Annotated in this window: 23 protein-coding genes; 15 read left to right on the top strand and 8 right to left on the bottom strand. The window is 66.2% G+C overall.

From position 1 onward, the window contains the following. Positions 1-24 precede the first annotated feature (24 nt). Positions 25-720, bottom strand: coding sequence for a PaaI family thioesterase (locus HY699_19035; GenBank protein ID MBI4517906.1), 696 nt, complete (start codon positions 718-720; stop codon positions 25-27). A 313-nt stretch (positions 721-1,033) separates the two neighbouring features. Then, positions 1,034-1,990, bottom strand: coding sequence for a D-2-hydroxyacid dehydrogenase (locus HY699_19030; GenBank protein ID MBI4517905.1), 957 nt, complete (start codon positions 1,988-1,990; stop codon positions 1,034-1,036). A gap of 103 nt (positions 1,991-2,093) precedes the next feature. On the opposite strand from HY699_19030, the gene HY699_19025 reads away from it, so the two are divergent. Continuing rightward, entirely contained in the window at positions 2,094-2,627 is a 534-nt protein-coding gene (locus HY699_19025) for a carboxymuconolactone decarboxylase family protein (GenBank protein MBI4517904.1), read from the top strand. Positions 2,628-2,727: 100 nt separating this feature from the next. On the opposite strand, the gene lnt is transcribed toward HY699_19025, so the two are convergent. The 3 genes from lnt to HY699_19010 form a co-directional block, all read right to left on the bottom strand. After that, the gene (gene lnt / locus HY699_19020; protein MBI4517903.1) at positions 2,728-4,323 is read right to left on the bottom strand and encodes an apolipoprotein N-acyltransferase; all 1,596 of its coding nucleotides are present in this window, start codon (positions 4,321-4,323) and stop codon (positions 2,728-2,730) included. 210 nt (positions 4,324-4,533) lie between these two features. Further along, entirely contained in the window at positions 4,534-4,737 is a 204-nt protein-coding gene (locus HY699_19015) for a cold shock domain-containing protein (GenBank protein ID MBI4517902.1), read from the bottom strand. Positions 4,738-4,753: 16 nt separating this feature from the next. Further along, on the bottom strand, positions 4,754-6,085 hold the full coding sequence (locus HY699_19010; GenBank protein ID MBI4517901.1) for a DEAD/DEAH box helicase: 1,332 nt from the start codon (positions 6,083-6,085) through the stop codon (positions 4,754-4,756). Positions 6,086-6,318: 233 nt separating this feature from the next. Between HY699_19010 and HY699_19005 the strand changes: the two genes are divergently transcribed. The 5 genes from HY699_19005 to HY699_18985 all read left to right on the top strand — a co-directional run bounded on the left by HY699_19005 (position 6,319) and on the right by HY699_18985 (position 12,897). Next, a complete protein-coding gene (locus tag HY699_19005; protein ID MBI4517900.1) occupies positions 6,319-7,563 on the top strand; it encodes an aminotransferase class III-fold pyridoxal phosphate-dependent enzyme in 1,245 nt (414 codons plus the stop codon). 37 nt (positions 7,564-7,600) lie between these two features. After that, a complete protein-coding gene (locus HY699_19000; GenBank protein MBI4517899.1) occupies positions 7,601-8,785 on the top strand; it encodes an acyl-CoA dehydrogenase family protein in 1,185 nt (394 codons plus the stop codon). Positions 8,786-8,879: 94 nt separating this feature from the next. Then, entirely contained in the window at positions 8,880-10,643 is a 1,764-nt protein-coding gene (locus HY699_18995) for a hypothetical protein (protein MBI4517898.1), read from the top strand. 93 nt (positions 10,644-10,736) lie between these two features. Then, positions 10,737-11,717, top strand: a complete 981-nt coding sequence (locus HY699_18990) for a hypothetical protein (protein ID MBI4517897.1) — start codon at positions 10,737-10,739, stop codon at positions 11,715-11,717. A 7-nt stretch (positions 11,718-11,724) separates the two neighbouring features. Beyond that, complete coding sequence (locus HY699_18985) at positions 11,725-12,897, top strand: hypothetical protein (GenBank protein ID MBI4517896.1); 1,173 nt, start codon at positions 11,725-11,727, stop codon at positions 12,895-12,897. An 11-nt stretch (positions 12,898-12,908) separates the two neighbouring features. Here the strand turns inward: HY699_18985 and HY699_18980 are convergent, their stop codons facing one another. Then, complete coding sequence (locus tag HY699_18980; protein ID MBI4517895.1) at positions 12,909-13,634, bottom strand: hypothetical protein; 726 nt, start codon at positions 13,632-13,634, stop codon at positions 12,909-12,911. 187 nt (positions 13,635-13,821) lie between these two features. Continuing rightward, positions 13,822-14,247, bottom strand: coding sequence for a hypothetical protein (locus tag HY699_18975; protein ID MBI4517894.1), 426 nt, complete (start codon positions 14,245-14,247; stop codon positions 13,822-13,824). Between the two features lie 115 nt (positions 14,248-14,362). Here HY699_18975 and HY699_18970 point away from each other — a divergent pair, with 115 nt between their 5' ends. From HY699_18970 to HY699_18950, 5 genes are all read left to right on the top strand, one after another. After that, a complete protein-coding gene (locus HY699_18970; protein MBI4517893.1) occupies positions 14,363-15,073 on the top strand; it encodes a hypothetical protein in 711 nt (236 codons plus the stop codon). A gap of 74 nt (positions 15,074-15,147) precedes the next feature. Further along, positions 15,148-16,593 carry a glycosyltransferase family 39 protein gene (locus HY699_18965; protein MBI4517892.1) on the top strand — a complete coding sequence of 482 codons (1,446 nt, stop codon included), beginning with the start codon at positions 15,148-15,150 and terminating at the stop codon, positions 16,591-16,593. Between the two features lie 153 nt (positions 16,594-16,746). Next, positions 16,747-18,117 carry a glutamate--cysteine ligase gene (locus tag HY699_18960; GenBank protein ID MBI4517891.1) on the top strand — a complete coding sequence of 457 codons (1,371 nt, stop codon included), beginning with the start codon at positions 16,747-16,749 and terminating at the stop codon, positions 18,115-18,117. Between the two features lie 472 nt (positions 18,118-18,589). Then, positions 18,590-19,630: a caspase family protein gene (locus HY699_18955; protein ID MBI4517890.1), complete on the top strand. Its 1,041-nt coding sequence runs from the start codon at positions 18,590-18,592 to the stop codon at positions 19,628-19,630. Then, entirely contained in the window at positions 19,631-20,416 is a 786-nt protein-coding gene (locus tag HY699_18950) for an SUMF1/EgtB/PvdO family nonheme iron enzyme (GenBank protein ID MBI4517889.1), read from the top strand. 686 nt (positions 20,417-21,102) lie between these two features. Here the strand turns inward: HY699_18950 and HY699_18945 are convergent. Beyond that, positions 21,103-21,249, bottom strand: coding sequence for a hypothetical protein (locus HY699_18945; GenBank protein ID MBI4517888.1), 147 nt, complete (start codon positions 21,247-21,249; stop codon positions 21,103-21,105). Between the two features lie 184 nt (positions 21,250-21,433). On the opposite strand from HY699_18945, the gene HY699_18940 reads away from it, so the two are divergent. From HY699_18940 to bamD, 4 genes are all read left to right on the top strand, one after another. Next, positions 21,434-22,687, top strand: coding sequence for an ATP-binding protein (locus tag HY699_18940; GenBank protein MBI4517887.1), 1,254 nt, complete (start codon positions 21,434-21,436; stop codon positions 22,685-22,687). Between the two features lie 634 nt (positions 22,688-23,321). Next, positions 23,322-24,644, top strand: a complete 1,323-nt coding sequence (locus HY699_18935) for a tetratricopeptide repeat protein (GenBank protein MBI4517886.1) — start codon at positions 23,322-23,324, stop codon at positions 24,642-24,644. Positions 24,645-24,869: 225 nt separating this feature from the next. Further along, the gene (locus HY699_18930; protein MBI4517885.1) at positions 24,870-25,196 is read left to right on the top strand and encodes a hypothetical protein; all 327 of its coding nucleotides are present in this window, start codon (positions 24,870-24,872) and stop codon (positions 25,194-25,196) included. 15 nt (positions 25,197-25,211) lie between these two features. After that, positions 25,212-25,805 carry an outer membrane protein assembly factor BamD gene (gene bamD, locus HY699_18925; GenBank protein ID MBI4517884.1) on the top strand — a complete coding sequence of 198 codons (594 nt, stop codon included), beginning with the start codon at positions 25,212-25,214 and terminating at the stop codon, positions 25,803-25,805. Positions 25,806-25,870: the final 65 nt, after the last annotated feature.

Below are 25,870 nucleotides of genomic sequence, written 5' to 3'. Positions count from 1 at the left end.
CGGTACTGTAGCAGCCTCGCGCGCTCACTCGTCATGCGGCACGTGCGTGGCCGCAACCAGCTTTTGCATGGTCGACAAATCGACCGAGATGAACAGGCCATCGGCCTCCGCGGTCAACACCTCGCCGGCGTACATGCGCGCTTCGGTGAAGATCTTGCGGCCCTCGACCCGCTGCACCGTGCTTTCGAGGCGCAGCTCGGTGAACAGCGGAGTCGGGCGGCGATAGCGGATGGTCAGCGTGCCGGTCATGCCGGGCTGTCCCGACAGCGATTGGGTGAGCCCGAGGGTCTCATCGAACAGCGCGGCGACAAAGCCGCCGTGCACGTGCCCGGGCGGCCCCTGGTAAGCCCAGCCGAGCGTCACCTTACCGCGCACCACCGAGCCATCGACCCACAGCGCCAGCGGCGGCGCCAGCGGGTTGGCGTGGCCCATGAGCGGGCTGAGATCGAAGAAGCCGCCGGTACTGCCCGCCGTCGCCGACTCCGGGTGACCCCAAATCACATACTTGCGGGGCTGCTTCTTCAGTCGTTCCGCGTATTGCTCCAGCCGCTCGGCCGCCACCCGCAGCTCGGCCTCCGGGGCCTCGGTGGTAACCAGACGTTCGATCACCGCGCGCATGGCGTAGGCCAGCCGCCGCTTTTGCACCCACACGGCATCGTCGCCGGCGACGGCGGTATCGATCGTCGGACGGTCGTCCGTCCTCTTGTCCTGTTCGCTCAACCCGGCCTCCTTGCCCGCCGTCTCACGGCGGGTTCAGTCATGTACTCCTTGTAGATCAAAGGCGCCGCTGTGTCTGCAAGGCCGAGCGAGGGCCAGGGCGTGGGCCCGACAGGAGGACTGGTAGATCAGCTCAGATCTGGCACGTACGCGCCGAACGACTTGGGACCTTGTTCAACGACGACTAAGTACCGCACGGGCAATTCTCCTACTTCTTGAGGCCCGCTTGCTTCCTCAGCAGCGCCGGTACGCCGGTGGTTTATCCCAGCGACCAGGGAATGGAAAGAAAATGGTGATCGCCGGGGCCAGCCCGCTCTCAGTTCACCAGATTGATCGGCCGGCCGGCAAGGAAAGCGGCCACGTTCTGGACCGTGATTGCCATCAGCCGGCGGCGGGCGGCCAGGCTGCCCCATGCCAGGTGAGGAGTGATCAGGCAATTGCGGGCGTGCAGCAACGGATTGTCGGGGCGGATCGGCTCGACCGAGACGACATCGGCCGCGGCGCCCGCCAACTTGCCCGCGTTGAGCGCTTCGGCCAGCGCGCTCTCGTGCACCAAGCCGCCGCGCGCCGTATTGATCAGGAAGGCGCTCGGCTTCATGCGCCCGAGCAACTCGCGGTTGACGAACTCGTGGTTATCGGCGGCCAGCGGGCAGTGCAGGCTGACCACGTCGGCGCGCGCGAATAACTCCGGCATCTCCACCCAAGCGAACGGCTCATAGTTTGGAGGGTCGCGGCGCGAGCCGCCGGCCGCGATAACGTTCATGCCGAAGGCGTGGGCCAGTTCACCGACACGCCGGCCGATGCGACCGAAGCCGGCGATGCCCATGGTCAGTCCGGCCAATTCGAGCGGCGGCGCTTCCCAAAAGCAGAAGTCGCGCGCCCGGCTCCACTCCCCCGCGTGCACCGCCGCGTTGTGGCGGCCGACGCCATGGCACAGCTCAAGCACCAAGGCGAAGACGTGCTGCGCCACGGAGTTGGTGCCGTACTCGGGAACATTCGACACCGCGATGCCGCGGGCGCGTGCGGCCTCGGTGTCAACGACGTTGAAGCCCGTCGCCAGCACCCCGATGAACCGCAACACCGGCAACTGCGCCAGCGTGGCGGCGCTCAGCGGCGTCTTGTTGGTGAGCACGATCTCGGCCGGGCGCGCGCGCTCGACAGTCAGCTCGGGCGCGGTCCGATCATAAACGGTGAGCTCACCCAGCCGCGCCAGCGCAGCCCACGGGTTGTCCCCGGGATTGAGCGTATAACCGTCAAGCACGACCAATTTCATCGCCGCTGTTTGTGGCACTGCCAGGCGCCGACCGCAACGGGCAGAGGCTGCCGCCTACGGCCACGTTGGCTTCATCGTCCGGCGGTTGCTAGATATTGCGGCCATGGCCCGCGTGCCCGAGATCGACCCTGCCGCGACCGGCGCCCAGACGATGTGCGACTCCTTGGTGACGGCCGCGCTGCGGGCGCTGGCGCGCTCCCCCGCACTGCCGCAAGGGGTGAGCGCGCTCGGCCAGGCGCTGCGCGACGGCCTCAGCCTCGATCCCCAGCTGTGCGAGCTGGCGGTGTTGCAGCTATTTCGTCTCACCCATTGCGACGTCGGTTTTCGACAGCGCATGGCCGTCGCCAAGGTCGCCGGCCTCAGCGACAAGCAGATCGCCAACGTCGGGGCTTACCGTACCTACGCCTACTACGACGACCGCGAGCGTTTGGTGCTCGAATATGCCGAGGTGGTCACGCGGGCGGTGGCGGTGCCCGACGAGCTGTTCGCCCGCATACGCGCGCACTTCAACGAGCGGGAGATCGTCGAGCTGACGATGGTGATCGCCTATTGGAACATGCTGGCCCGCTTGCTGGTGCCGCTGCAGCTGGAACCGGCCGGCGAGGGGTTACGCCGGGAAGCGGAGCGGTCGAAGTAGGTACCGCCGACGAACACCGGTCAACGGATTCTGCGAAGCCCCCTGGAGCAACTGAAGATCCGGGTCCGAATCCGTTCAATCCGCTACAAAGTCTCCGGCCTCAACTGACAGCTCGGAGGCTGTGGCCGTACAGGTGGCGCCAGCCCAACAGAGCGGCGGTGACGCCCACCACCAGCCATCCGAATACGTTGCCGATGCGCGTATACACCGAGACGAGCTGGAGCGGGTGGACGGTGGCGACGAGGGTGCCGGCGGTGAAGATCGGCAGCGTTTCGACCACGCGGCCGAGGGGATCAATCACGCCGGTGACGCCGCTGTTGTTGACCCGCAGCAGGTAGCGGCGGGTCTCGATGGCGCGCCACAGGGCGAGGGCTTGATGTTCGTAAGGCGCGGCGGAGTTGCCGTACCAAGCGTCGTTGGCCATCGCCAGCAGCAGCTCTGCACCCGCCCGGGTCATCGCCCGCGGTATGCTGGCAGGCAGATCCTCGAAACAGATCAGCGGGCCGACGCGGCCCAGGCCGGGCACGGTGAATAGCCGGCTCTCACGCCCGGCGGTGAAGCCGCCGCTGTGCGGGCTCAGTTGCTTGATCCACGGCAACAACGACGCACCCGGGAGGTATTCTCCGAACGGCATAAGGATCTGCTTGTCGTATCGCCCCAACACCTGCCCCCAAGGGCCGAGCAGAAACGCGCTGTTGAACTCCTCGGCCTGGTGCGGCCCGGTCTGTCGAAACGACAACCCGCCGTAGATCAGGGCGGTGCGCAAGCCAGGCACCGGTTGATCGGCTTCCGCCAACACCGCGGTGTCGGCCGGTACCCACTCCTGCACGACCGTTTCCGGCCAGGCCGCGAGGGCGACGCGGTCTTGCACGCTGGCCGTCAGCTGGCGGTATTGCTCGAGGTTGACGTCGAAGTAGCTGAGGTTGCCCTTTTCCTTGACGCCGATGTTCCCTTGAATCAGGGCCACCGGCACGCCGGGCGCCGCCCGCATGGCGGCCTCGATGGCCGGAATGCGAGCCAGACCGTAAGCGTAAAGCGCGGCGGCGCTGACGGCGACCGCGGCCAACGGCGCCATTCGCTGCCACCCTGACTGTGTCACCAGCCGCACCAGCGCCGCGCTCGCCCAGACGATCACCAGGCTCAGAGCGAACGGACCGGTGATGTCGCCGATCTGGAGCAGCGGAACCAAGTGATACTGCGTGTTGGCCATGCGCCACGGAAAGAGATTCGGGTAGAGGAACTCCAGTGCCGTCCAGAGCAGCGCCGGCGCCAACCCCAGCGGTCCCCAGCCGGTGATCCGCAGGGCCAGAGCGAACAAGACGAATTGCAGGGACGAGTAGGCGGTCAAGCAGCCGAAAACAAACAGCGCTACGGGATAGGGGAAGCCCCCGAAGATATGAATGGTGTAGACCAGCCAGTAGAAGCCGAGGATGTTGGTGACGACGCCGGCGGCGGCGGCGCTGCCGAGGGCCTCGCGGCGGTCCCGGGCGCGGCCGAGCGCCCACAATAATGGAGCGAAGGCGGCCCAAGCTAACGGGAAGAGATCGAAGTTGAGAAAACCGGCGCCGATGAGCCCACCCGACAGAGCGGAGGCCATCAACTGTGACCAGGCCACGGCACGCGCCGCCGCCTGGGGGGGCGCCGCCGCGGTGAGCGCTCCGGCGCGTTGCGCCGGGAGGTTGCGCCGTCGAGTCATCGAGGCAAGGGGCACTGAGTGCCCTTCGGCACTAGCATGTCAACGAATCGGGCGACTTCGTCGAGCATCCAATCCCCTCACCCTGCCCCCTGCGACAGAACCGGCTCTCTCTCCCGGGAGGAGAGGAACCGAGCGAATACGCCGGCGCACAGAACCAGCGTACTGAGCCGTTGACTCGATGATGCGCCGGGTCGAGGGCTCGCGCCGTTGTCAGCGCGGCTTGAGGTTGAAAGCTTGCGGGCCCTTCTCGCCCGGCTTGAGTTGGAATTCCACCTCTTCGCCTTCGCGCAGGTCCTCGAAGATCACCTTTGGGGCCATGCGCGAGCGGTGGAAGAACACGTCGTCGCTGTTGTCGTCGGGGGTGATGAAGCCGAAGCCTTTGTCTCTGACGATCTTCTTGATGGTTCCGAACATAGTGCCTCCTTACCGCTTACGGGTGATTGCCGCGCGCGCCGAGGTGTTGGCGTCCGCCGCCATGCGCCGGCTTGCCGCCGCGCCCGCGCGGCCGGCCGCGCGGGCCACCCGGCCGTGGCGGACGAGTTACGTGTGCTCCCGGCGGCCGATGCTGGTGCAGCGGCGGCACCGGGTCTACCAGCATCTCGTCAGTGACATGCGTGAACGGGAGCTTGAATCCGGTCAGCTGCTCGATGGCGTCGAGCGCCATGACGTACTCCTCGCAGGCCAAGCTGATGGCTTTGCCCGAGGCCCCGGCGCGCGCGGTGCGGCCGACGCGGTGAACGTAATCCTCGGCGTCCTGCGGCAGGTCGTAGTTGATCACGTGGCTAACGCCTTCGATGTGCAGGCCGCGCGAGGCCACGTCGGTGGCCACCAGGATCGGCAGCTCGCCGGTCTTGAACTCCTCCATCATGCGCAGCCGCAGGCGTTGCGCGATGTCACCGGTGATCGCCCGGGCATCGAAGCCATTGTCGCTCAGCCGCTGCCCCAACCATTCGCCTTCACGCTTGGTGTTGACGAAGATCATCGTCCGCGCGGGCCGTTCGTGGCGCAGCAGGCCGAGCAGCAGCGGAAACTTCTCGCGCTTGGCCACGTGATAGAGGATATGCTCGACCCTTTCCGCCGTGATCTGCTCCGGCGTCGCCACCAGCTTCACCGGGTCGTTCATGTGCTCGTAGGCCAACTCCATCACGTCCCAACTCAAGGTGGCCGAAAACAGCATCGACTGGCGTTTGTTGTACGGCGGCAAGCGGCGCAGCAGGAAGCGCAAGTCGGCGATGAAGCCCATGTCGAACATGCGATCGGCCTCGTCGATCACCAGCACCTCGATCTGCCGCAGCGAGTAGACCTGCTGCTTGAAGTAGTCGATGAGCCGGCCCGGGGTGCCGACCAAGACATCACAGCCGGCGCGCACGGCATCGCGCTGCTTGCCGTAGTCCACACCGCCGTATACCGCGGCCATCGTCAAGCCGGTGAACTGGCCGAGCTGCTGCGCGTCCTGGAGGATTTGGACCACCAGCTCGCGAGTCGGCGCCACCACCAGCGCCCGCGGCGCTCCCGCCGGTTGCTGCCTTTCCCCATCGGCATGGGACTTCTCACGCTGGCGGTGGTGCTTGAGCAGGCGCGTGAAGGCGGTGATGAGAAAGGCGGCGGTCTTGCCGGTGCCGGTCTGGGCCTGGCCGGCGACGTCCTTGCCGGCTAATGCCAGCGGCAGAGTCTTCTCCTGAATCGGCGTGCAGGTGGTGAAACCAATCGCGTCGATGCCTCGGAGCACTGGCTCGGGAAGATGCAGAGAACGGAAATCCACGGGTCCTTTACAGGCGCGGGAAGCCGGTAGCTAGTTGCAGTGTCATCACAGCAGGCGCAGTGTACCCGGATGACCCTTGCTGTACAAGCGCCGCGGCGATCTTAGCGCTCTTCGGGTGTGCGACAAATCTGTGGGTAACGTGCAGCCGACCCGGAGCCTGACAGCGGCCGTGCGCAACCTTGATTCCGGCCGGCGAGCATGCCTACCATCCCGGCCCAGCCACGGAGGAGGTCATGAGCCAGCCACGTCATTTCAGCCAGAGCCAATCCTTGTTCGAGCGCGCCCTGCGCGTGGTTCCCGGCGGCATTTATGGCCACCAGAGTCCGCTGATGTTGGTACCCGGCGAGTATCCCTACTTCTTCGACCACGGCGCCGGCTCGCACATCTGGGACGTCGACGGCAACGAGTACATCGACTACATGTGCTCGTACGGCCCGATCGTGCTCGGGCACAATCACCCCAAGGTGGAAGAAGCCGTGGCGGGGCAGCGGCGCAAGGGCAACTGCTTCAACGGCCCCACCGAGCTGTGGGTCGAGCTGGCGGAACACCTGGTGGGGATCACCCCGTTCGCCGACTGGGCCGCGTTTGGCAAGAACGGCTCCGACGTATGCACGTGGGCGACAGAGATCGCGCGCGAGCATACCGGGCGGCCAAAGATCGTCAAAGCCGCCGGCGCTTATCACGGCACCCACGCTTGGTGCACGCCGCTTCCCGCCGGCACCACCGACGCCGACACCGCCAACGTGGTGCCCTTTGCATACAACGATCTCGCGGACCTCCAGCGCGTGGTCGCCGAGCATGACGGCCAGGTGGCCGGCATCATCGTTACGCCCTTTCGTCACGAAGCCTTCCACGATCAGGAGCTGCCGGTGGAGGGTTTTCTCCAGGGCGTGCGCCGGCTGTGTGACGAAAAGAAGATGGTGTTGATCCTCGACGACGTGCGCGCGGGCTTCCGCCTCCATCTCGGCGGCTCGGGCGAGATCTTCGGGGTGCGGCCCGATCTGGCCGCGTACTGCAAGGCGCTTGCCAACGGCTACCCGCTGTCGGCCTGTGTCGGGCGCGAGTTCCTGAAACCGGCGGCGGAGCAGGTGTTCTTCACCGGCTCGTATTTCACCTCGGGCGTGCCGATGGCGGCGGCGCTGGCGTGTTTGAAAGAGCTCAAGGCCAGCGGCGGCATCGAGCGCATGCGCCAGCTCGGCACCATGTTGCAGCGCGGCCTGGAAGAGCAAGCCCGCGCCCACGGCTTGGGGCTGACGTACTCCGGACCGCCGGCGATTCCGTTCATGACTTTCACCGCCGACGAGGGCGGCTTCGAGCGCGCCCGCCGCTTCTCGGCGCTGTGCATCCAGCGCGGCGTCTACTTCCACCCGGTTCACAATTGGTTCTTGTCGGCCGCGCACTCCGAGGCCGACATCCGCCGCACACTGGAAGCTTCCGACGAGGCTTTCGCCATCATTCGCAAGGACTTCGCGAACTAGAACGGCCGGCCGCACAGCGAGAGCACGGAGACAAAGCATGGACCTCTCCTACAGCCGCGAACAAGAGGCCTTCCGTCGCCAGGTACGCGCCTGGTTGAAGAAGAACCTGCCGCCGAAGGATCGCCGCGGCGAGTCACTCGAGCTGGGCGACCCCAAACGGATCGCCGACGCCAAGGCCTGGCAGCGCAAGCTCTACGACGCCGGCTACGTGGCCATGGGCTGGCCCAAGGAGTACGGCGGACAGGGGGCCGATATCATCAGCCAGACCTTGGTCAATGAAGAGCTGGTGTTGGCGCGCGCCCCGGCTTTGATCGGCATGATGGGCATCTTGATGGTCGGGCCGACCCTGATTCAGTGGGGCAGCGAGGAGCAAAGGCGCCGCTACCTGCCCCGCATTCTGAGTGCGGAGGAGATCTGGTGTCAGGGCTATTCCGAGCCGGGATCCGGCTCTGACCTCGCCTCGCTCAAGACGCGCGCCGAGCTGGCCGGCGACGAGTTCGTCGTCAACGGCCAGAAGGTATGGACCTCGAATGCGCAGTTCGCCGACTGGATGTTCTGCCTCGTGCGCACCGATCCAGCCGCGCCCAAGCATCGCGGAATTTCTTACATCCTAATCGACATGAAGACGCCCGGCATAACCGTGCGCCCGCTGATTCAGATGACCGGCGACCCCGGCTTCAACGAGGTATTCTTCGAAGATGTACGGGTCCCACGCCAGAATCTCGTCGGCGAGTTGAACCAGGGCTGGCAGGTGGCCAACTCCACCCTGGCGCACGAGCGCAACATGCTCGGCGCCACCACCCGCACGCAGCTGATGTTCAACGGCCTGCTACGGATTGCGCAGAACCGCCAGCGCTATGGGAAGCGGGCGGTCGAGGATCCGGTGGTGCGCCAGAAGCTGGCCGAACTCGCGATTCGGGTCGAGGCCATGAAGCTGCACTCGTATCGCCAGCTCACCGAAGTGGTGCGCGGGCGCCTTCCGGGCATCGCAGCTTCGGTCAACAAGCTGGTCAGCACCGAGCTCAATCACGACATCGCCGCGCTCGCCTTGGAGCTGCTTGGTAGCGATGCGCTGCACGCGCGCACCTCGCCGCGCGTGGTCGATCGCGCCATTTGGCCGTGGGAATTCATGTTCACCCTCGGCCTGATCATCGGCGGCGGCACCTCGCAGATTCAAAAGAACATCATCAGCGAGCGCGGCCTGGGCCTGCCGCGGGGCTGATCTTACAGCTCGTCGAAAAGCCCGCTCCTTCACCTGCGACACCTTCGACGTGGTGGCAATCGCCAAGCTCCCCGGTGTCGGCAGGCGCAAGACGATGAAACGGCTTCGTGCTCTGCCTCTGCTCGCGCTGGTGCTGTCAGCGGCGTGCGACGACATCCCGAGCTTGTTCCCGGCGCCGACACCGACGCCCGTGGGTGCCGTGATCCCGCGCGAGCCGCTTTCCACCAGCAAACCTGATCTGCCGGGCCTGGCAGAGCGGGCCGCACGATTTAAGGCCGCCTTGTCGCAAAACCCGCCGATTCTGCTGCTGGCCGATCTCGCGGCTGCGCCGGCGCTGGCGCAGCGACTCGCGATCGGTGATCCGCGCTTCTTGGCCAACGTGTCCGAGCAAGGCCAACCGCTGCGCAACGAAATCTTCGGCGTCTATCCGGTGCGCAAGAGCGATCTGACCGAGGCAACGATGCCGTGCGCCACCTCGCCGTGTTTCCGCGTCGAGCTGTACAACTACGCCCGCAACCTCACCACCGTCGCCATGGTCGACGTCGGTAGCCGGCTGGTGCTGGCGGTGCACACTTTGCCGGAGACCCAGCCCGATGTCCCGCCCCACCTCGAACGCTTGGCCATCGAGATCGCGACCAAGGCACCGGACGTGATGGAAGCGCTGGAGGCCGCGCTCGGCGCCAAGCCCGAGGCGAGCATGGCGATGATGGGCAACACCAAGACCGCCCTCAACGGTACGCGCTGCCAGCGCTCGCGCCACTTGTGCGTAGCGCCCACGTTCATAGCCGGAACCCGTGCACTGTGGACCATCGTTGACCTGACCGATGGCGTGCTGGTGGGGACGCAATGGACGAACCTGGGGGAAACCAGCGGCCATGCCGTGACCGAACGCAGCTTGCAGAACGACGTGGTAACGGCCAAGTACTGCGAGAAAGCGACGCCGTTTGCGCATGGCGGCTGGGCTCTCGATTACATCCTGACCAGCTCGGACGGCATGCGCATCTCCAACGTGCGCCATAACGGTAAGAAGGTGCTGGAGAGCGCCAAGTTGGTGGACTGGCACGTGAGCTATTCGAGCACCCTCGGCTTCGGCTACAGCGATGCCATCGGCTGCCCCATGTTCAGCCAAGCGGCGGTGGTGGCGTTCCAGGGGCCGACCGTCGCCGACCTCCGCAGCAACGGCACCGTCGTCGGTTTCGCCCTGGTGCAGAAGTTCTGGAGCCACCTGTGGCCGACGCCGTGCAACTACTACTACGTCCAGCGCTTCGAGTTCTACGATGACGGTCGCTTTCGGATCGTGGGCGGCAACATCGGGCGCGGCTGCGGCGACCAAGGCACGTATCGGCCGGTCACGCGCATCGCCCTCGCCGGTAAGTACACCGCCGCGGCGTGGAATGGTGCGGCGTGGCAGGACTGGTCCACCGAACAGTGGCAGTTGCAGGCTGACGGTGCCTACACCGCCGCCGGCTACCAGTATCGCCTGCGGGCAGAGAACGGGGGCGGGTTCTACCTCGAGCCGGGGCAGGGGCAGTTCGGCGACGGCGGGCGCGGGGACAACGCCTACCTCTACGTTACGCGCTACCACCGCGACAAGGATGAAGGCGATTCGGATATGGTTACGATCGGCCCGTGCTGTAACGAGGACTACCAGCAAGGACCGGAGAAGTTCATCGATACGCCCCCCGAAGATATCGCCGCAAGCGAGATGGTGCTGTGGTACGTGCCCCAGATAAAGATCGACAGCACTCCGGGCCGCGAATACTGCTGGGCCGACTCGACACTGGTCGACGGCGTGTACGTTGCCAATGAGTACCCTTGTTACACCGGGCCGATGTTTGTGCCGATTGCGGAGCACTAGAGAAGAAAGGGGCCGCCGCCCGGCGCCTCCCGGTCTCGATCAGCTGGTGAGGACTCCGGGCGCAGCACGATTGCCGTGCCAAGAAAGCGCAAAGTGACCGCCGAAGCGGCCGCCAGACCAGCAGCGGCGCACCGCCGATGGATTGTGGGGTTGTCGCTGGCGGCGGCCGCGATAGCCGTGGCGGTGTACTTTGCGCGCTCGCCCCAGCCTTCAGCCCCCGGCGAGTTTGCCTTCGGTGCAGTGATGCATTGTCGCACGGTGCCGGCCTTCGCCAAGGCGCTCGGTTACACTGAATCGAGCGTGCTCGACACCCTGGGCAACACCAAGGGCTTGGTCCTTTACGACCCGCCGGCCAGTGCCGGGGCCCAGCCGGCTCGCGTGTACCGGCATCCTACCTGGGATATGGCCGGCTATCTCGGCCCGTTGACCTCCGACAGATCCGGCAACGTCTACGTCGCGCCCGCCCCGCGAGTGAGCCTCTACGACAACTCGCCCGCTAAGCAGAATACCCTTTACAAAGTAGATGCCGACACCGGGGCCATGGCCGAGTTCATCACGCTGCCTGCGGCCGCTCCGCCGTCGCCCGAAAATCCCTATGGTGTGCTCGGGCTGACCTACGATTGTGACACGCATAGCCTGTACGCAGCGTCGGTGGCGGGTTCGACGCGAGCGCAAGTGCTGGGGCGCATCTATCAAGTTGGTCTACGCACCGGCACCGTCGGAGCGCGATTCGACCGCACTGACGCCTTTGGACTCGCCGTGTTCAACGGGGCTTCGGGCAAGCGCTTGTATTTCGGCTCGGCTCGGTCATCGGAGGTCCGCTCGGTCGCCCTGGCAAGCGATGGCCGCTTCACCGGCAAGGCCCGCCTGGCGGTGTCGCTGGTCGGCTGGGGAGCGTCGGGAGACGACAAAGCCCGGCGCATCATCTTCGACCGCAACAACGTCATGGTGGTGCGCGGCATGGAGTTCGAGTTCAACTTGATTGCGACCAGCGAACGCAAACAGACGGACTATCGGCTCAGCTACGACCCCGGCACTGACGGCTGGAAGCCGCTGGCAGCTTACGGGAAATAGTTGGGTCATGAAGGGGCTTGCTGTCGGCAGCGTGAGGTTGTGGTTGGGGCTGGCGGCGATTGTGCTGGCATCCTGCCGCCAACCGCTTTGGTCTGCGCCCGAGCTGGAACAGCTGCGTTCGCTGTGGCTGGGCGACCTGCCGGCGCCGCCGCCCGATCCCTCAAACCGTGTGGCCGACGACGCGCGCGCGGTCGTGCTCGGCCGCGAGCTGTTCTTCGATTCACGGCTGAGCACCAACGGCTATGTTTCTTGCGCCACCTGTCATCGGCCGAGCCTGGGATTTCAGGACGGATTACGACTCGGCCGCGGCGTACGCCTGGCGCGGCGGCGGACGCCGACGGTGGTGGGCGCCGCCTACAACCGGCTCTTCTACTGGGATGGCCGCAAAGACAGCCTGTGGGCGCAGGCGCTGGCACCGCTCGAAAGCCCAAATGAACATGGCGGTCATCGCTTCGGCTATGCGCGCACGATCGCCTACCATTACGCCGCGGACTACGAGCCGATCTTCGGGTCCTTGCCGGCGGTTGACTGGACGGCCGACTGGGGTCAGCTGAGCGCCGGCGAGCAAGATGAGGTAACGCGGGTGTTCGTGAATATCGGCAAGGCGATTGCGGCCTATGAACGCACACTAGTGCCCCGGCCCACCCGGTTCGACACCTATGTTGAGGCGATGCTCAGAGAAGCCCACGCCGGACCAGAAGTGCTCTCTAGAGACGAGATCGCCGGCTTGAAGTTGTTCATAGGCAAAGCCGGCTGTGCCCGCTGCCACAACAGCGCGCTGTTCACCGATCACCGGCTGCACAACACCGGCGTGCCGCCCCCTGCTGACGCGGCCGGGAAGCCGCCCGATCGCGGCTGGGCAGAGGGCTGGCCGCTGCTGCTCGCCGATGAGTTCGGGTGCCGCGGGCGCTGGAGTGATGCCGCCGCGGGTGATTGCACGGAGCCCACGGCTGCCGGCGGCGAAGATCGCGTGGGCGCGTTCAAGACGCCGTCGCTGCGCGGTGTGGCCGGCCGCGCGCCCTTCATGCACGCCGGGCAGCTGGCAACGCTGGATGACGTGCTCAACCACTACCGCACCGCGCCGGCCGCCCCGATCGGTACCAGCGAGTTGCGCGCACTCGATCTCAGCGACGAGGAGCTGAGAGGTCTGATTGCGTTCCTGAAGGTGTTGGCGGGCTAGTGCTGAGCGGTTCAAGCCCAAGCCAGGCGGCGCAGCCCGCACAGCAACAAGACCAGCGCGAGCACCGCCAGCATCGGCGGCGACACTAGCGGTGCTGCAACCGGCCTCGATCCGTAAGTCTCGAGGCGGTCCAGCCTGAGATCTGCCGCGCCGTTGCGGTTGGGGTCGATTTCGACCGCGATGCTCGATATCCGTCGAACATCGACGCCCGGAAAGCCGGTAAAGGGGAAGTTCAGTTCCGGGGTGATGCCGGCCAAGGCAACGGTCCGGCTCAGCGAGGCGCTGTGGCCGGCGGTATCAACCAGTGTTACGATTATTTGGCAGGGTACAGCCGCAAAGTCGGCATCAATTGTCACCAGCCGAATGCCGGCGGCAGGTGTCAAACCCACGTTTAAACCCAGGCCGCCGCGATCGTAGCGCAGCACGGCCTGGCCATCGGCCCCCGCGGTCGAGTTGTAGTCCAAGAAACTCGCGAGCGGGACAACGCCTACAACCACATTGTCGAGCCCGATGATGAACCCCGGCGAGTGTTCCACCCGCACAGTCAGCTCGCGTGTGCCGCCCAGAACATCGGCAAGCCCGCTGTCGGTGACGGTGACAGAGGTGCCGGGGACGAATACCCCGACGTTGGTGTTGGCGACCAGGATGGTATTCACCGCGCTGCTGAAGTCGTCGATGATCAGCGGCGCGGCCGCGGCCGCGCTTCCATTGGCGGCGAGGGTGAGCACCGCAGCCATCAAAGCGGCCCATCGCCTTCCTCTCATCGTTGCACCCATCCGCCCGGGCCCCACCTTCCGCAATTCGTTGGCGCTTGTCAAAGCCCAGAGATCACAACCGAGGTCGAACTGGACAGCCCAAACGGTTGCGATGACAGTAGGTTCATCTGGTATCTGCTAGCGGCGCGCATGCGGCGGCAGCCGCGTCTCAGAACCGGTCTCCTACAGGTTCCAGGCGAACCGGGAGGGCGAGGCATCGCTCCGTACCTCCCGTAAGGAACCGCACCCAGCGGTCGGCGATTCCATACTTCTCACGAAGTAGCTGGTGAACGCGCTGGTGTGACTGGGGGTCGGGTATGGCGCGGTATGGTCGCGCCCGGCCGCCGCGCTCGACTGTAACTATGGCATCGGACGCCAGCCGGCGGATCCATTCCGAGTTTGCATCGCCGTGGTGAAGCCAGGAGTAGCGCCCCTCGTCGACGAGCCATAGGCGCGCCCTGCGCACCTCGCCGGCCGCAGCCCACTTGTGCAGCACGACGACTTCTCGGCCGACTTCGATCAGGGCCAAATGGGCCGCGACGTAAGCGAGGCCAAGACCCAGCACCAGCGCCGCCGCAACCGCGACGCGCTTCATCCATCGGCCCCCGCCATGCCCCGACGCTGGCACGCGGGCCACTATGCATGTCTGGCGGCGGCGGTGCAACGTGATGCGGCTTGCGCCCGCGCCAACCACCAGCCATGCTGCGTCCATGTCGGTGGAGTTCATCCCGGCGGCGGATGTACACGCGCTCAGGCGCAGGATCGAAGAAGCGCGCCAGCGCGCGCTCGACGGCCATGGGGCGCCGGCGGCAGAGCCGCAGGCGAGTTACTGGGAGCCGCTGTTCGAAGCCAATGCCGCCGAGGTCTTGCGCGCCCTGCCCCAGGTGCAGCTGGCTGCGGGATACTCGGTGCGTTACCGCTTCTACGGCCAGCGCGGGCGCGACTTACTGGTGCGCCCATTTGTTGCCCGCACCGGCACTGACGTCGACAGCGTGCGCCAGTTGCTCGATTGGCACGCGCCGCCCGACTCGCTGGTAGCGGCGGCGGCGCCGACACAGGATGTCGCTCTCCTCTATCGTCACTTCACTTTCTGTGCCACCGCCAGCGGCGTGTTCGAGTACTGGCTGGCGATGCAGGAGCTGTGGGCGAGCGCGCGTTGGGCACACTCGCACCTGGTGGCGTCGGCGGCAGAGCTCAGCCAAATCACCGCGAGTGAAGGCTGGGACGTGGTCCAGCCGATCGCCGCCTACGAACCGGCGGTGGTGCGCGGCGAGAGCGGCGCGCGCCTGGCGGTGCTGCTGCAATGCCCGCTCGGCCGCTGCGAAATCACGCTCCAGCAAATCGAAATCGGCGCGGATCAGGCGCTGCGCTACGGCGATCCCGTGCTCGTCGCCCGCGGGCCGAAGGGTTACCTGCTCTGACAAGTGCCGGCCGGCAAGCTGGGTCGAGCCCGGTCGCAATCGGCAGCGGCCTGATCTTCCTGACCGCCGCGGCCTTGGCGCTGCGGCTGTGGCACATCGGCTTTGGCCTGCCCGAGTGGTATCACCCGGACGAGCCCATCAAAGCGCAGAAGGCGTTGGCCATCGCCGCGGGTGATCTCAATCCCCACTACTTCTGGCACCCGAGCTTTATGCTCTACGCCACCGCCGCGGCCGTGCGCGCCGGCCAGAGCTTCGGCTGGGCGGCGACACCGGCGCAGGCGGTGCTCGCCGGCCGCGTGCTCAACGCGGTGCTGGGAGCACTTACCGTTCCGCTCACCTGCTTGCTGGCACGCGCGGCCGGCGGCTGGGCGATGGCGTTCGCTGCGGCTGCCCTGCTGGCCGTTGCGCCACTGGCGGTGTTTTGCTCACACTACCTGAAGGAGGATACACCGCTGACGTTCTGGGTGGTGGCGGCGGCGCTGGCGGCGCTGCGCCTGGCCCGGCGCGGCCGCAACCGCGACTATCTGATTGCCGGCGCGCTCTGCGGCGCCGCTATTGCCAGCAAATACACCGGCCTATTGGCGCTGGTGCTACCCTTAGTCGCGCATCGCCAACAGCCGCATCCGCCCGCGCGCGCGCGGTGGCGGCTCGCGGCCGCCGCCGCGCTGGCGTTTGTCGCCCTCACGCCGTTTGCGCTCGCCGACCTCTGGCACTTCGGGCGCGGCGTGTCACACGAGGCCGGCAACGTGGTCACGGGCATGGCCACCTCGGCGATCTTACCGCTGCCGTGGCTGTGGACCTTTCACCTGCGCTTCAGCTTGCTGCCGGGCTTCGGCATCGTGGCCACCGCACTGGCGCTGCTCGGCTTCGTCGCCCTGCTGCGCCAGGCCTCGCCGGCGGCGCGGCTGCTGACGGCGTTTGTCGGGTTGGGCTACTTGGTGTTCGAGAGCTCTCCGTACAAGCCGCCGCCCAACTTCGATCGCTACGTGCTGCCGCTGCTGCCGTTTCTCGCCGTGCTGGCGCTCGTGGGAGTACGGGTATTGCGCCGGCGCTCGGCGGTGCTCGCGGGCATTGCCCTCGCCCTCGCGCTGGCGGAACCGGCGGGGCGCAGCGTGCAGCTGCTGGCTGCGATCGAACCCGACACGCGCGAGCGGGCGCGGGCCTGGTTGGCGAAGCAACTGCCGGCGGATGCGCGCGTCGCCGTCGAAGGGCAACTGCTCACCGATCTCGGCGAAGCGGTGATCGCGTATGCTCCGCGACTCAGCAACGCCCGGGTCTCCTATACTTTCTCGCTGGCCAGCTTGGCCGATCGTCTAGGCGAATTCGATTGCGTCGTGGCCAGCAGTTTCATCTACGACCGCTTCGTGCGTTACGGCGCCGGCGAGCCGGCCGCGCGCCAGTTCTATCGCGAGCTCTTCACGCATACACCGGCGGCTGAGTTCGCCCCGGCGGTGCGCAGCTACGGCTTTCACAACCCGACCATTCGCGTCTATTGCCTGGCATCGCCACCAGGCCCGTAGGGCGGGTGCGACTTCCCACCCCTCTTGCCACACCCCTGTCCTCTGCTAGCGTGCCGCGCGTGACACGAACCTTGCGACCCGGGCGCGGCGGGGGTTATGCTGGCATTACCACCGCGGCGGGAGACGACGACGAAGCAGGTGAGGACGTGAGCGATGTCTCAGTACATCCCAGACGCGGCCGCTCCGGTTGCACTCGAACGCTACGAGCAGCTGATCGAGTACTTCGAGTCGGCCCGTAAGCCGCCCAGTGACTGGCGCGTCGGCACCGAGTACGAGAAGGTCGCGGTCCGTCTGAGCGACGGCGCCGCCGTGCCGTTCTCCGGCGCCCACGGCATCGAGGCGGTGTTGCGTGATCTGGCCGCGCGCTACGGCTGGCAGCCGGTGAGCGAGGACGGCCGGGTGATCGCGCTGAGCGGCGCCAAGGCGGCGATCACCTTGGAGCCCGGGGGGCAGCTGGAGCTGAGCGGCGAGAAGTGCGAGAGCATTCACTGCGCCCAGCGCGAGCTGTCGCAGCACATCGAACAGATTGTGACGGTCGCACAGCAGCACGGCATCGTGTTTCTCGGTCTCGGCATGCAGCCGCTCAGCCGGATCGAGGAGATCGAGATCGTGCCCAAGCGCCGCTACCGCATCATGGCGCCGCACATGGAACGGGTCGGCACGCTCGGCTTGCGCATGATGAAGCAGACCGCCACCGTGCAGGTCAATCTCGACTACGGCAGCGAAGCCGACGCGGTGCTGAAGCTGCGCGTCGGCATGGGCCTCGGCTCGGTGCTAAACGCTATGTTTGCCAACTCGCCGATCTGTGATGGCCGGCTCAACGGCTACCGCTCGTTTCGCGGCCACATCTGGACCGACACCGACCGGGCGCGCTGCGGGCTGCTGCCGTTTGTCTTTAGCCCCAGCTGGGGCTTCGCCGACTACGTCGAGTACGCGCTCGATGTGCCGATGTACTTCATCGTCCGCGACGGGGTGTGGCACGACATGACGCAGCTCACCTTCCGCCGCTTTTGGCGGGAAGGCTACCAGGGCCAGCGCGCCACCATGGCGGATTGGAACGCGCACCTGACCACGCTGTTTCCGGAAACCCGGCTGAAGGGGTACATCGAGCTGCGCTCGATCGACAGCCAATCGCCCCGACTCATGCTGGCGGCGCCGGCGCTGGCCAAGGGCGTGTTCTATGACGCCGATTGCCTGCAGGCGGCCTGGGATCTGGTCAAGCGTTGGAGTTGGGAGGAGCGCCTCGAGTTATGGCACGCCGCGCCTAAGCAGGGCTTACAAGCGCGCGTGCGAGGCATTCGCGTTCAAGAACTCGCCCGTGAGCTAGTGACCATCGCGGTCGCCGGCTGCGAGCGCCAGCGCCAGCTCGATGCCCGCGGCGAAGACGAGTCGGTGCACCTCGAGCCGCTGGAGGAACTCATCGAGCGCGGCCTCTCGCCCGCCGATCTAGTGATCGAGCGCTGGCAGGGCGAGTGGGACCGGGAGATGCCCCGGCTGATCGAAGCCTGCGCCTATCGAGTCTGATCTCTGCTACAAGGGATTGAGCAGAGTCGGATCGCCTCGACGCCTTCTCCGGTCCGTGAAATCCGTTCCATCCGTTTAATCGTTGTAAGAGAAGTCCAGGCTCCGGCGGCGAGATCCCGGAAGTCCGTAGGGCAGGCTGTGCCTGCCGTTCTGAACTACTATGGCCGAAAGTCTGCGCGCGGCGCACAGATTTCGGAGCCGCAGGAGCGGTTCGGGATGCACGTCCCCGCCCCCCTCCTGGATGCCGGCTAGAGGACTGCCGGCATGACGGTCCGGGCCAGGGTCCGTCATTCCCGCAATCTTTAAGCGGGAATCCACGGGCCGTTGTTGGGTTGCGGGCGTCAGCCTGCGCTAGGTTGAAAGGACGGCAGGCACAGCCTGCCCTACGGCTACGGATTGCCACGGTGGTGTGGAAGGCTTACCGGCCGCTTGCAATCCGAGTGGGGTTTGGCGGATGAATGCGCACATGAGCATGGGGGCGGGGATCAGCCGCGTTCTCTGTTACTTCGCAACCTGTGCGGCGCTGCTGGCGGGCGCGTTGCGGGCCGGGGCCGAAGAGGCTGCGACCACGGATCGGCCGCTGGTGCTGATGCCGGCGGCGGCTGGCGGTCGGCGTGTGGCGCTGGTGATCGGCAACGCGGCGTACGCGGTGGGGCGGCTGAAGAACCCGGCCAACGACGCGCCGGACATGGCGGCGGCACTCAAAGCCACGGGCTTCGAGGTGCTGGAACACCGCGACCTGGACCAAGCGCAGATGGTGCGCGCGATCCGCGAGTTCGGCGAACGCCTGCGCGGGGCGGCGGTGGCGCTGTTCTACTACTCCGGGCACGGCATGCAGTACGAGGGGCGGAATTATCTCATCCCGGTGGACATGAAGGCCGCCTCGGAAGCCGAGGTGGAAAGCGACGGCGTGGAACTGGCGAAAGTGCTCTCACGCATGGAGACGGCGGGGGCGCCGGTCAATCTGGTGATTCTCGATGCCTGCCGCACCAACCCGATGACGCGCAGCTTTCGTTCGCAAGCGGCGGGGCTGGCCGCGGTTGACGCGACGCACGGCACGCTGATCGCCTACGCGACCGCGCCGGGGAGCACGGCAGCGGACGGGAGCGGGCGCAACGGCACCTACACCGGCGCGCTGCTGGAGGAGATGCGGCGGCCGGGCCAGAAGGTGGAAGAGGTCTTCAAGCGCGTGCGCGGCGCCGTGCGCGGGGCGACGGGCGGTAAGCAAGTACCCTGGGAGTCGTCGTCGCTGGAGGGAGATTTCTACTTCGTGGCGCCCGGGCCGGCAGCGGCAGCGGCGGCTGCCCCGCCGGTTCCCGCGGCGCCGGCGCCGCGGGTTGACGAGTCGGCGGTCGAGCTCACGTTCTGGAACTCGGTGAAGGACAGCCAGGATGCGGCGGAGTTCGAGGCGTATCTGCAGAAGTATCCGAAGGGTGAATTCGCCACGCTGGCGCGCAAGCGCGCGAAGGCGCTGAAAGCGGCGGCCGCGCCGCCGCGGCCGACAGCGGCGTAAGTGGCGCTGGGGCCAACACCGCTGGTGGTGCAAGGAGGCACGACGCCGTCGGACATGGTGGAGGTGCCCGGCGGCGAGTTCTTCATGGGCTGCAACGAGAAGGTCGATAAGGAATGTTCCGAGGACGAGAAGCCGGGGCGCCGGGTGAACGTGGGTCCGTTTCGGATCGACAAGACGGAGGTGACGGTGGCGGCGTACCGCCGCTGCGTGGAGGCGGGAAACTGCTCGGCGGACGGGTTGCGGATGCCATACTGGGGCAGCCCGATGAAGGAGCAACCTGAGTGGAAGGACTACTGCAACTGGGGCCAGGCCGGGCGAGAGCAACATCCGATCAACTGCGTCGACTGGAGCCAGGCGCAGGCGTACTGCAAGTGGGCAGGGAAGCGATTGCCGCGCGAGGCTGAGTGGGAGAAGGCGGCGCGCGGCACCGATGGCCGGAAGTATCCGTGGGGCAATATCGGGTACGAAGCGGTGGGGAAGAAGGTGGCGAACATTGCCGACGAGAGCGCAAAGCGGACGTACTCGGACTGGACGGTTGCCCAGGGCTATGACGACGGATATGTGGGGACGGCGCCGGTGGGGAAGTTTCCGGCCGGGGCGTCGCCGTACGGGGCGCTGGATATGGTAGGGAATGTGTGGGAGTGGATCGAAGACGAGATTGCTGACGGTCGCGGCCTGTGCGGCGGTTCGTGGGACTACGACCCGCAGAACACGCGCGCGTCGTACCGCAGCAGGAGCAGGCCGCGCTCACGGCTCGAGAGCTACGGCTTCCGGTGTGCCCGGTAGCTCTTACGCTTCTGTGTTCTGGGTCCAGGGCAGGCGCACTAGGGCAGGCTGTGCCTGCCATTCCGGGTTGAAGGGGAACGGCAGGCACAGCCTGCCCTACGGCTAGCTCTTGTTGCTGCGCTGACCAAGGGTGGAGCGCGACCACCGGGCGTGCTCTCGTGTGAAACGACGATTTTACGGATCACCCACCCTGGAGGGCGCCGGCCCCTCGGCGCCGGAGCGGGGCGGCGTGGTCGGAAAGTCCAATTGGGCAGTAGTCCGTAGGGCAGGCTGTGCCTGCCAATTCCGGGTCGAGAAGGGACGGCAGGCACAGCCTGCCCTACGGCCTGAACGCGGAACCCGTTGCGCCGACGCTGCACCGCCGGGCTGCGGCCGCAACTCCGCGAGTCACTCGCCGCCCGCCCCTGGGATGTCGTCGAAGCGGAGCGCTGCTACGGTGCCGTGTCCGCAGCTGCACGCCCAGTCTTCCGCAACCACGCCGCGTTCAACCCACGCCCGGAAACTTGACCATCGCCAGTGGTGCGGGCATCGAACGAGCCCGTGTTTCACCGGGTTGTAGTGGATGTAGTCTACGTGGCGGGCGAAGTCGTGCTCGTCTCGGATCAGGTGCTCCCAGAAGCGCCGCTGCCACACCCCGCGCCGCCCCTCCCGTTGCTCACCGCGGGTTCTGCGGTCCAGTTTCTGCGTTAATCGGCGATGTTCATCGCCACCAGGGACTCGGGATCAGGAAGCTCCATCGCTCGGGCGTCTGGGAAGCCCGTATCGGCCTTGGCCGGCGTCTCGTGTTCACGGTTGAGCGCGATCTGTGCACATTGGTTCGAGTCGGCACCCACGAGGACATACAGCGCTACTTACGGTCGCTCTGAGCATTCGCGGCGAGTCCGTAGGGCAGGCAGTGCCTGCCGATACAGGGTTGAAGAGGGGCGGCAGGCAGAGCCTGCCCTACGGCGGCCCCGCGCTGGTCCGCGCCGACCGCGCTGCCTTGCAAAAATGGAGTGACACTCCAATAATGCACTGGTGGCGTACGTCCCGCGTGCCATCGAGGCAAAGGTCCGGAAACTGACGGCGCAGTTTCGCGCCGTCCTCGTCACCGGCCCGCGCCAGGCCGGCAAGACCTCGCTGCTCGCGCATCTGACCGCCGAGCTCTTCGGCGACCGGGCCCGGTCGATCGCGTTCGACACCCCGAGCGAGGTGGCCGCCTTCCGCCGCGACCCGGACCTCTTTTTCCTCAACCACCCGGGCATCCTCTTTCTCGACGAGGTGCAACACGTCCCGGACCTCTTTCCCTATCTCAAGCGTGAGTTGGACCGGGCTCGGGGAAAATTTCGCTTCTTCCTCTCCGGCAGCCAGCACTTCGAGTTGATGAAGGGAGTGACAGAGTCGCTGGCCGGCCGGGTCGCGGTGCTGGATCTCTGGCCGTTTGCCGTGCAAGAGACGCGCGGGCAGCGCATCGCGGCCACTACGGAACTGCTGGAGAGTCCCACCAAGCTCGGCGATCTGCTCGGGCGCGAGTATCCGGCCACCGACCATGACGATGTCGTCCCCGCCATGCTTACGGGCGGATACCCGCCCGTGGTGTTGGAGGGCGCGGGCGCCGACTGGCTGGAGGCCTATCGCCGCACGTACGTGCAGCGTGACATTCGAGAACTCAGTCAGGTGGCGGACCTCGGGCGGTTCGATCGCTTTGTCGTCCTGTGCGCGGGCCGCTCGGGTACGGTGATCAACAAGGCCGAAGTCGGCAGCGTGGTCGGCATCGACAGCAAGACCGTCGATCACTGGCTGTCGCTGTTGGAGACCAGCTATCAGATCGTGTCGCTCCCGGCGTACTTCGCCACCACCACCAAGCGGCTGGTCAAGCGGCCCAAGTGGGTGTTCGCAGACAGCGGCCTGGGCTTGCACGTGCAAGCAATCCGTGACGCACACGGCCTGCTCAACGCGCCGCACTTCGGGCACCTGTTCGAGTCGTTCGTGATCATGGAGATTCGCAAGCTGTACGGGCATGCGGGGATGCCGTGGAACGGGTCGTTCTGGCGCACGCCGCAAGGGTTGGAATGCGATCTGGTGCTACCAGTGGCGGGGCGGCTGGTACCAATCGAGATCAAGCACGCCGCCTCACCCGCCAGCCGCGACCTGACCCCGCTGGAGGCGTTTCTCGATCTCTACCCGAAGACGGCGCGCCACGGCATCTTGATTTCGATGCACCCGCGCGTCGAGCGCCTCACCCAACGCATTTACAACCTGCCGCTCGGCCTGATTCTCAACGGCCCGTGACGCGCCAGGACGGCAGCCGAGCCAACCGGGCCAGCGCCAGTAACACCCACAATGCTGCCAGGTGGGGCATCAGCCATTTCGTGGCAAGGCCTTACGCTGCGAGCGAGTGACGGTGGAGGCAATTGCAGTGGCGCCTGGGGAAACGGCTTGGGTACGCGTCGGACTTGTGGGAAAAACGGCTCAAGAATCCCTCGCTGATCCCAGATGAGCATGCCTTGAACCGTTCGCCCTTCTGATAAGCGGTCATCTCTTCCGGCCGCGCCTCGAAGGGCGCCCTGTATCGTGCAGCCCTGCGGGTTGCGACGTGGGACGCCGTGCTTCGAGACCGATGAAGAGGCCCGGCCTCCTAAGCGCGAACAGAAGAGGGGCGGCGTCTGAATGAGATGAGGCCCCACCGCGGTGCTCCACGCCCGAACAGATTCGCCGAACGGATTTCACTTGCGCAATCGAGTTCGCCCGCGCTAGAAGGCTGCGACGCAGGGAGTTATGCATGATGCGAGAGCCGCGAGCTTGGTCTCAGGCCCATCCACCCGCTGGAGCCTTGCTGTCTCCCGACGCTAGCGTGCGCTCTCTTCGCGGCGTCGCGAGGGTCGCCGAGAAGCGCCCCTGTCCGCCTGGCTTTGTAACCGGCTGCATGGTCGCCCTGCTATTACTCGGTGTGCAGCCAGCCATTGCTGCTACCGAGACGCGCACCATTCGTGCCACCGGCGAGTACCGCATGGGCGACAACGACACGCGCGCCGACGCCAAGCGCTTGGCACTTCTAGATGCCAAGCGGCTGGCCTTGGAGCAGGTGGGCACGTGCGTCGAGAGCATCACCGAGGTGCGCGACATGGCGGTCACGCGCGATGAGATCCGTGCGCTGACTGCGGGCGTCGTGGAAATCAAGGAGGTGGAAACGCACGCCACGATGGACGGTGAAACGACGGTGATACGCGTCGATGTCCTCTGTCGGATCGACCCGGGAGGTGTTGCCCGTCAGATTGCCCGCTTACGCGAGAGTGAAAAGGCCGCCGACGCCCTTCAACGTCTGCACGAGGAGAATGAGCGGCTGCGCGCGCAACTGCAAGAACAATCGCGGCAGGTGGCGCATGCCAAGACGAAGACCGACGTGGAGCGCGCGACGACCAAGCGCCAACGCGTGATGCAGGAGGCTGAAGCCGACGCGCTGATCGCACGCGCATGGGCGGAAATAGTACAAAGGGACGAGGCGCGTGACGCGGGTCGTTCGCCCGAAGCGACGATCCGTGAGACCCGCGATCTTCTCCAGCGCGCCATGATGCTCCAGCCGGACCGGCCGGAGGGGCACGAGGCGATGGCCCAGTTGCTGTACGACGAGGGCAACTTCGCAGGCGCCTTGCGCGAGCTCGCTGCGTCAGCGCGATTACGGCCGGACGATTGGCAACCGCGTGCGGTGCTCGCGAACGCCCTTTACAACACGCGCGATTTAGACGGCGCGATTCGGGAGTACCGCGAGGCGTTGCGCCTCAACCCGGCTGGAATGCCGCTGCGCACGTGCCTGGGTGAGGCATTGCTCGAGAAGAAGGACTTCGCAGGCGCGCTACGCGAATGCAGCGCAGAGGCGAGCACTGGGTGGGGGCCGACTCGCTTCTGCATGGGACGCGCTCTAGCCGGCACTGGCGACTTCGACGGCGCGGAGCGCGAGTTGCGCGACGTGTTGCGCCAGTACTCCGCTCCAAATGCGCACTACCAGCTCGGGCTAGTGCTCATGGCCAAGGGCAACGCTGGACCAGCCACTGAGCAGTTTAAGTTGTACCTGCGAGATCTGACGGTGCCGCTGGGCATGGGCAGCTTCGGGACCGCTGTAGCCGCAAGCTGCAACGGCCCCGACAAATTTCCGGCATGCTTCAAGGGCGGACTGTTTTCGGTAGAAGCATCGGAAGCTGATCGGCAGCAGACGCGAGACTTGCTCCGTACCCTCGGCGGCGAACCGTGAATCGGTCGGCCGGAACCGGCGCCATGTCCCACTCGTCCAGCGCCTCACCCAACGCACTTGCAGCCTGCCCCTCGGGCGCTCTATCAGCTAGTAGCTCGCGCCTTCGAGCTGTCGGGGGACCCCATCGACGCTCGGCTGATCGTTCAAAAGCTGCGATCCGATCATCCGGACTCGCCGGAGGCTCGCCTAGCCCAGACCACTCCGTTGCCGGCTAAAGAAGTCGCCGTGGTGCTTGATGCCTGCTTCTCTGGCGCTGGCGGACGTAGCGTATTGGCGAAAGGTGCACGGCCTTTGGTCATGATCAAGGAAACCCGGACGCTCGCCGCTGCACGCGGCGCGCAGATCAGCACGTCCTCACCCGAAGTCGGCCACGGCATCCTCACCTACTATTTTCTGAAGGCCATCCGTGACGGCAAGAAAGATCTCGCCGAGATCTACCGCACGATCACCCCCGAGGTCGGGGACGCCGCCAAGCTGCTGAACGTGACCCAAACGCCCAGCTTGATCCCCGATGCCTCGGAGCTGCGGGGCCGTTTCCGCTTCCGCAACTGAGGAGGAGCCAGTGCAATGGGAACGAACGGGCGTTGGGTCTTTAGCTTCGAACAGCGGGCGCTGACCCGCAAGTGCCATCGCCTCGGCGTTGGGCTGGCGTTGTTCTTCATGATCAGCGGGTGCCTGGCCGGCCAACCGGCCGGAGCGTCGTCTAAACAAGACCCGGCGATGAATATTCAAAAGGGCGAGGAGGCGTTGGCGAAGGGTGACTACAACAGGGCGATTATCGAGCTGAACGATGTGTTGCTGAAGGCGCCCAAGAGCCAGTACGCCCCTCGGGCGCTCTATCAGCTAGCTCGCGCCTTCGAGCTGTCGGGGGACCCCATCGACGCTCGGCTGATCGTTCAAAAGCTGCGATCCGATCATCCGGACTCGCCGGAGGCTCGCCTAGCCCAGACCACTCCGTTGCCGGCACTGGAGGCCCTGGCAGCGCAACGCGCAAGCTCGCCTCCGGCAGAACAACCGCGAGAAGTGCCGCAGACCACAAAGCCGACACCGGTGGCGGCGGCGCGTACCGATGCGGCAGAGCGCAGCGACCTCCGCCCTCCTACCTTGGGTCTGACCCTGCCCGACTTGTGGCCTCTGGACACGGAGGTTGGATTGCGGTAGACGTACATGCGTGACGGCGGTGGTGGAAGCGGCGGGGTTGGTTTTTCCGGTCGGTGCGATCGATG

Source organism: Deltaproteobacteria bacterium, assembly GCA_016210005.1.
Taxonomy (GTDB): Bacteria; Desulfobacterota; Binatia; order HRBIN30; family JACQVA1; genus JACQVA1.
This window is presented reverse-complemented; position numbering and strand designations above follow the sequence as displayed.

Excerpts from the sequence above, each read along its gene's own strand:
- HY699_18985 (MBI4517896.1), top strand. The coding sequence starts at position 11,725 with ATGAAGGGGCTTGCTGTCGGCAGCGTGAGGTTGTGGTTGGGGCTGGCG.
- HY699_18935 (MBI4517886.1), top strand. The coding sequence starts at position 23,322 with ATGGTCGCCCTGCTATTACTCGGTGTGCAGCCAGCCATTGCTGCTACC.
- HY699_18960 (MBI4517891.1), top strand. The coding sequence starts at position 16,747 with ATGTCTCAGTACATCCCAGACGCGGCCGCTCCGGTTGCACTCGAACGC.
- HY699_18995 (MBI4517898.1), top strand. The coding sequence starts at position 8,880 with ATGAAACGGCTTCGTGCTCTGCCTCTGCTCGCGCTGGTGCTGTCAGCG.
- HY699_18970 (MBI4517893.1), top strand. The coding sequence starts at position 14,363 with ATGTCGGTGGAGTTCATCCCGGCGGCGGATGTACACGCGCTCAGGCGC.
- HY699_19030 (MBI4517905.1), bottom strand. The coding sequence starts at position 1,990 with ATGAAATTGGTCGTGCTTGACGGTTATACGCTCAATCCCGGGGACAAC.
- HY699_18955 (MBI4517890.1), top strand. The coding sequence starts at position 18,590 with ATGGGGGCGGGGATCAGCCGCGTTCTCTGTTACTTCGCAACCTGTGCG.
- lnt (MBI4517903.1), bottom strand. The coding sequence starts at position 4,323 with ATGACTCGACGGCGCAACCTCCCGGCGCAACGCGCCGGAGCGCTCACC.
- HY699_18980 (MBI4517895.1), bottom strand. The coding sequence starts at position 13,634 with ATGGCTGCGGTGCTCACCCTCGCCGCCAATGGAAGCGCGGCCGCGGCC.
- HY699_18975 (MBI4517894.1), bottom strand. The coding sequence starts at position 14,247 with ATGAAGCGCGTCGCGGTTGCGGCGGCGCTGGTGCTGGGTCTTGGCCTC.
- HY699_19005 (MBI4517900.1), top strand. The coding sequence starts at position 6,319 with ATGAGCCAGCCACGTCATTTCAGCCAGAGCCAATCCTTGTTCGAGCGC.
- HY699_19000 (MBI4517899.1), top strand. The coding sequence starts at position 7,601 with ATGGACCTCTCCTACAGCCGCGAACAAGAGGCCTTCCGTCGCCAGGTA.
- HY699_19015 (MBI4517902.1), bottom strand. The coding sequence starts at position 4,737 with ATGTTCGGAACCATCAAGAAGATCGTCAGAGACAAAGGCTTCGGCTTC.
- bamD (MBI4517884.1), top strand. The coding sequence starts at position 25,212 with ATGGGAACGAACGGGCGTTGGGTCTTTAGCTTCGAACAGCGGGCGCTG.
- HY699_19025 (MBI4517904.1), top strand. The coding sequence starts at position 2,094 with ATGGCCCGCGTGCCCGAGATCGACCCTGCCGCGACCGGCGCCCAGACG.